At 49.7% G+C, this 6,578-nt stretch carries 2 protein-coding genes; both read right to left on the reverse strand.

The window, feature by feature from the left end:
- On the reverse strand, window positions 1-5,213 hold a 5,213-nt coding region (locus JUF11_RS13340), incomplete at its 3' end, for a mucin-binding protein (RefSeq protein ID WP_204119886.1).
- 376 nt (window positions 5,214-5,589) lie between these two features.
- Window positions 5,590-6,489 (reverse strand): ribosome small subunit-dependent GTPase A, encoded by a 900-nt coding sequence (rsgA, locus tag JUF11_RS12700; RefSeq protein WP_204119887.1) that lies wholly within the window; start codon window positions 6,487-6,489, stop codon window positions 5,590-5,592.
- Window positions 6,490-6,578 lie beyond the last annotated feature (89 nt).

Below are 6,578 nucleotides of genomic sequence, written 5' to 3' on the forward strand. Positions count from 1 at the left end.
CCCTTAAGGTCTTGTAGCATGTCGTCAACATCGATGTCGCCATCGCCGTTGGCGTCAGTACCGCCATTATCCTTCCAAGCTTCGAATGCTGATTGACCTGCTGCACCAGTTGCACCATCAGCACCAGTTGCGCCGGTATCACCCTTCGCACCTGTGTCACCCTTAAGGTCTTGTAGCATGTCGTCAACATCGATGTCGCCATCGCCGTTGGCGTCAGTACCGCCATTATCCTTCCAGGCTTCGAACGCTGATTGTCCAGCTGCACCAGTTGCACCATCGGCACCAGTTGCGCCGGTATCACCCTTAGCACCTGTGTCACCCTTGAGGGAAGCAATCATGTCGTCGATCTCGATGTTGCCATCGCCGTCGGCGTCAGTACCGCCATTATCCTTCCAGGCTTCGAATGCTGATTGTCCTGCGGCACCAGTTGCACCATCAGCACCAGTATCACCTTTGGCGCCTTTAGGCAAAGTGATCTTGTCACCGTTTGAAAGATTCAGAACAATATTACCGTCAGGATCAGTGGTGTAATCCGTTATGCCAACACCATCTTCACCATCAGTACCATTGTTAATAGTGTATTTTTCCCCATCAATGGTTAGAGTATAGCCTTTGACTTTGCCGTCTTCAGTAATTGGATCAACGCCAATCGTTGAGTCAGCACCGTGGTTAACCGTAATCTCCTTGCCATCTGAGAATTCGATTACCGTATTGCCATCTTCATCAGGGTGTTGTCCTGTGATTGTAAGTGGTGTGGCAGCATCCCCAGAGGCACCTTTGTCACCGTCAGGACCTTTATCACCTTGAGGGCCTTTGTCGCCAACCGCACCAGTCGCACCGGCGTCACCAGTGGCACCAGTATCACCGGTAGCGCCTTTTTCACCAGCTTTTGGCTTGGCAACGTACATAACCCAAATGTCTTGACCGGTCGTGTTGAAGGCAGCATCTGCTTTGCTGTCATCAGGTAGGAAGTTGATTTGGCCGCCGTTCATATCGGCAGTTGCGTAGTAGTATAGCACGCTGGTATCAAGCGTACCGCCAGCATCAGGTAAGTTTAACCCTTCACCGCTCAACTGATCAGGAATGTCATAATCGTTCGAGTAATCGTAACCTTCTTCACCAGAAACATTCTCAGGCGCTTTTAGTTCAACACCATTCACATCCTGGTAAACATAGTGAACCACACCAGTGCCTTGTTCGGGCGGAACGACTGTGTAGGTCGCAGTGATTGTAGCCGTATCATCCTTATCGATATCGGAACTTGAGAACAGTGTGGCTGCTTGGTTGGCCGAAATTCCCTCAGTGCCCACTGCACTCCCGTCGATAACGGTTGGATTAACAATGTAGCCAGAAATCGTCTCTGGTGTGACCGTCTTAAATGCTGTGTCCTGAGTCCAAGCGCCATATTCAACCACCGTATCTGAAGGATCATTCACATCCGTGGTGTAAGTGCGGCTGAAGGTCAGCTCTTGCTTATCAAGTTGTTGAGTTTCGCCATCTTTAGTTGCGTTGACAATGATGGTCAAGGTCTTATGCGTTTCATCATAGTACTTATCGGTTGGGTCGTTCGGGGCTGGATGAACAACCAACTTCGGATTCTTGGTGTAGGTAACCGTAACATTGGCTGTCTGGTCCGCATCGCCGTCGTCTGTCTGCATTGCAGCCGCCTGACCATCAACGGTAGAACCATCATCCGTGGTTGTATTACTGGTGACAATCTTCTTGTCAGGAGTGTAGCCATCATAAGTGGTTGGGGTGTAGTCGCTATACGTGTTCGCGACTGTCCAATCGCCGTAATCCGTTGCTTCATTGCTGTCGCTGTTGTCATCCTTTTGATATTCGCGCGTCAAAGTGACAGTTTGAGTGTTCTGGATCTTCTTGTTGCCGTCTTTAACTTCCATGACCGTGACGGTTAACGTCTTGTGCGTATCATTGTAATGCGGGTCGGTGGTTTCTGTTGGCGGCTGATGCCACTGCAAATTCGGTGTATCCGCAGTGTAGTTGACGTTGCGAGTCACAATGAACTTCGTATACGCCCTATTCGCCAGAATATCCCCACCCGTAGCGTTGATGTTACCTTGGGTCTTGCCAACACCTTGCAAATCTGTTGATTTAATATCCTGGTTTGTCGAAGAATCAATGGTTCCCTTAGCGCCAGCAACGACCGGAACATATTGAGGATCATTCGTGATAGCATTCAGCAATACTGTATCATCGCTGCCAGCCAGGCCTGAAGTATTGGTAGTCCACGGTGTGTAGTGAATGGTGCCACTATCGTCGATGGTCGCCGTCCGGTAAACAAAGAATGGCTCAATGTCTTTATCTGTTGGTAGGCCGGCCACATCACCGGTGTAATGAATGTGCGTGCCCACGGTGGCAATCAGATAACGTTGAGTAACCCCTGTCGGATCACCATTGTTAAATGTGCCCGGATCATCTGGCGTGTAAACGCGTGGTCCATCGGCTTTATACACAATCTTAAGACTCTGTGTATCCCCTGTTTGGACAATGTAGCTGCTGGCGGTCGGGTCAGTTTCGATGGTGTAGCCATCAACGGTTTTATTCAACCCGGCAAAATCAAGCGTATCACCTTTCACGCCCGTATAGTCAACGCTACTTTGGCCATCGGTGTTCTGAAGACTTGAGCCCGCTTCATCAACGAAGGATACCGTTACCTTCCGTTCTTTAGCAAAAGTAATCGTAACAGCTGGCATCCCATTTTCAAACTTCAATGGGTTAGTCGTCTCATCATTTGATAGCTCATACCCGGTGACCGTCTTATTAATACCGGCAGCCGTCCAATCAACATCAGTATCTGGTTGGCCACTTAACGTATACGAAGACTTGCCATCCGTGTTCGTCACGGCGTTGCCATCAGTATCGACCAGGTTGACCGTCAAAGTCACATCAGGAATCTTTTCAAAAATAATTTTGACCAGATTATTGTTGGTATCGGTCACTGTATAGGCACTGGTTGTCCCATCTTGCATCAGGCGATAACCAGGCAGGGCTTTATTAATGTTGGCCTTGGCAAAATCATCGGCAGTGAGAATGTCGCCAACACCAGCATCAATCTGGTAGGTGGTCGTGTACCCTTCAAGGTTGATAACCGTGTCGTTGTCATCAACGAGTTCGACCAGAACCCCGGCTTTCTTTTTGTACAGAATATCAATCGTGGTGTTATCAGCAACCACTGTTGGCGTGAGCGTATTATCCTTAACCAGCTCATAGCCCGTGATGTCCTTGTCAATATTCAGGGTTGCAAAATCAATAGCTTCGCCAATAGGTCCGGTGTATGAATACGTGTTTAGTTTGTTACCAGCCTCAACAAGTTGCTGTGTCGCCTGATCTTTCAGATTAATGGTGACAGTGGCCGTTGGAATCTTATCAAAATAAACATCGGCATACTGATCACCATCAGCAGTGGTCGCGTACATCATTTGAGTCAGCGACTGGTTGGGTTGAATCTGGTACCCGGGCACTGTGTAATTATAGCCTTTAGTCGAAACGCCGGTGCCCGCAGTATACGTTTTGGTGCCAACGCGAATTGTCGAAACGCCATCCTTGTTTTTAACCGGGTTCCCCTGATTATCAACAAGATTGAGAAATAGCTTATGCGTATTCTGAGTGTATTTCAGATCAACGGTCTGGGCTTTGTCAGTAAAGTTAATCGGCGTGGTGGTGCCGTCTTCCGTTAGTGTCCAATCATGAATTGACTTATTAATCGAACTGAAGTCAACCGCATCGCCAATGGTTCCTGTCAGCGTGACCGCTTGCTTAATCGGCTTGGACGGATCTGCCGCGTTGATAAAATTAACCGTGACGGGCTCGCCTTGGGTCTTCTTACCTTGATACGTGATGGTGACGCCGTCGCTACCAAACTCAATGAAATTTGCGGCAGAATCAAGACCGTACATTGACATCGTATTGGTCACGCCGGCAAAAGTCTTAGAAGTCTGAAGCATTGTTTTAGCCGCGGCAACGGATTCAGGTTTCGCATCAGGCGGCATCGTTACCTGAGTTTTGGCAGGATCGAACTCATACCCTGCCGGTGCATCTTGCGGTGTATAGTCAATCGTCCCATCTTTAGCAATCTGAATGGTCTTGGTCGAGTCTGGAATCTCCTGACCATTTTCATCGATGTACTTATAAGTCACGGGAAAACCGTCAGTAATTGGTGGTGTGGTCGTTTCTCCGGTATCACCGGTATCCCCTGTGTCACCGGTTGAGCCGGTCGTGGGCGTGCCGACATCCACTTTGACGCCGTCACCAATGTCACCATCGACACTCGGAATAATTAAGTCAGTAATGACCGCATCATTCAGCGCTTTGTTTGGCCAAAGCATCAGATAACCGCCATGATCGGCAAAAGCGGCTTTAACCTGATCGGCCGTTAAGGTCACTGTCAAACTCGACGAATTATCGTCTTTGTTCACGGTGAACAGATTGGCGGTTTCAAAGGTTTGTGCTGCCCAGGTGGCATCCGTGTTGTAGTTCATGCTCGGCTTGTCAAGGGCGCTCTGGGTCGTGGTCCCAATCTTCAGAAGCCCAGCATCTGTCAAGGGTGCCATGCGGAACAAATCGCCAGTCTTCAGGTTCGCCACTTCGTCGTCGGTGCCGTGAAGCAAAGTCTGCGTCACCGCGTCAATATTGGCCATTTCGCTCTCATTGGAAAGATGATAGGTGTAGTCTTGCTGGAAGGAGCCTTTTCCTCCCCCCATGACATTACGAATGTCTGAGACCCAGCCGGCAATAGCCCCTAAAATAGAGCTGAGAATGCTCCCATTGCTGGAACTGCCCATAACCTTAATCGCGCCAATCTTGGAGAAGCGTTTAAATGTCACCGTAATCGGCTGGTCATAGGCCAAGTACTTCTTGGTGGTATCGCCATTTTGAACTTCCCGCACGCCGGCGGTCACAATGATCTGGCCATCCACACTGGTCGTAGCGTTCGGATTAGTCAGCTTTAACGTATCCAGGAACGACTTGTTATAAACCTCCTCGACCGTCGAGGTTTCATCGGCCGCCTCTACGACTTGGCTGCCAGTCGTCGGCAAAATGAGCGCACTTGTGAAAGTGCCCCCAGTCAGGACGGCGCCGGCAAACATGGTGAAAGCGAAACGCCAAAATTTTCCGGCCTTATACATTTTATAATCTTTTACTACCGGGTCATACGGTTTGAGTAGATGACCCGATTTTGGTCGTGATTTCATAGTACTCCTCCTTATATCATGCAAAAGCAATGTGCCCATATAAGATTAGCAGGGTTAACAACCCCACGTTGAGACGAGTATAGCATTCGTAAAAACGGTGTAAAAGTCAATAAAGGAAAAGTTTTTTTGTTTTTTTGAAATTCAGTTTCGGGCAAGTCATTGATATAACGCATTTCTATGTACATAAGGGCTAAAGATGGAATGATTAACGAATTTGTAGGAACAAAAAATTTTATAGATTATGATAGCCCATGTTAACGATTGGTTAAGTCTCAACGCAGGCAGTCTGGCTATGCTGGCAAGTTCCCTATTACGATGAGCTTAGATTCAAAAAGCATTGACCTCAGTGAGATCAATGCCTTTTCGTTACCGGCCCTTACTTTCGTTTCTGCCGGACAGCTTTCATTTTTGCTTGCATCTGTTTCTTACCGCCAAACATGCGCTCAATTTTGGCATTTTCACGCGCTTTGCCGCGCAATTGGTGATCCGCCTGCTCGGCTTTGAGCTGCTGATAACTGGCAAAACGCTCCGGCGTCAGCTCGCCGGCGGCCAAGGCAGCTTGCACCGCACAACCGGGTTCGCTTTGATGCTGGCAATCCCGGAACCTGCACTGCGCGGCTAACGCCTGGATGTCGGCAAAAGTGGCATCGACGTCAGCTTCCAGCAAGCCCAGCTCGCGCATCCCTGGCGTATCAATCACCAGGCTTCCATTCGGCAGCTTCAAAAGCTGCCGCGCCGTGGTGGTGTGGCGGCCATGGGCATCGCTGCTGCGTACGCTTTGAGTGGCCAGGTTTGTGCTACCTGTCAGCTGGTTGATCAAGGTTGATTTACCAACCCCTGATGAACCTAGCAGCGCGTACGTTAGCCGTGGTTGCATCAGGGCTTCTAATGCGGCGAGGCCATCTGGTCGAGTGGCGTCAAAGATAATGACTGGCGTCTGCCCGGCCACAGTCGCCACCTCAGCTTTAGCAGCCGCCAAGTCAGCACTTTGGTCCGCTTTGGTTAACACAATGGCGGCTTGGGCGCCAGACGCGGCCGCGACGGCTAAATACCGTTCCAGTCGCCGCAGGTTAAAGTTGCCATCCAGCGCCATGCACAGCAGCAGCCAATCCACATTGGCAGCCACGAGCTGAGCCGAAGTGCTACGGCCCACCGCTTTACGCACGAACACCGTTTGCCGCTCAACCAAGCGTTCAATAGTGGCAAGATCTGTCGGGTGCGCAGGCAGGCGCACCAAAACCCAATCACCAACCGTCGGAAAATCCTCTGGTCCCAAGGTAAAATTGGCTCCCCAGTTTACAATTCAAGTGCAACACCCTGACGACTAGACCAAAAAGGCCATGAAGACCTATTCTTGTTAGTACT

It is taken from the genome of Lacticaseibacillus suilingensis (assembly GCF_016861845.1).
Lineage (GTDB): Bacteria > Bacillota > Bacilli > Lactobacillales > Lactobacillaceae > Lacticaseibacillus > Lacticaseibacillus suilingensis.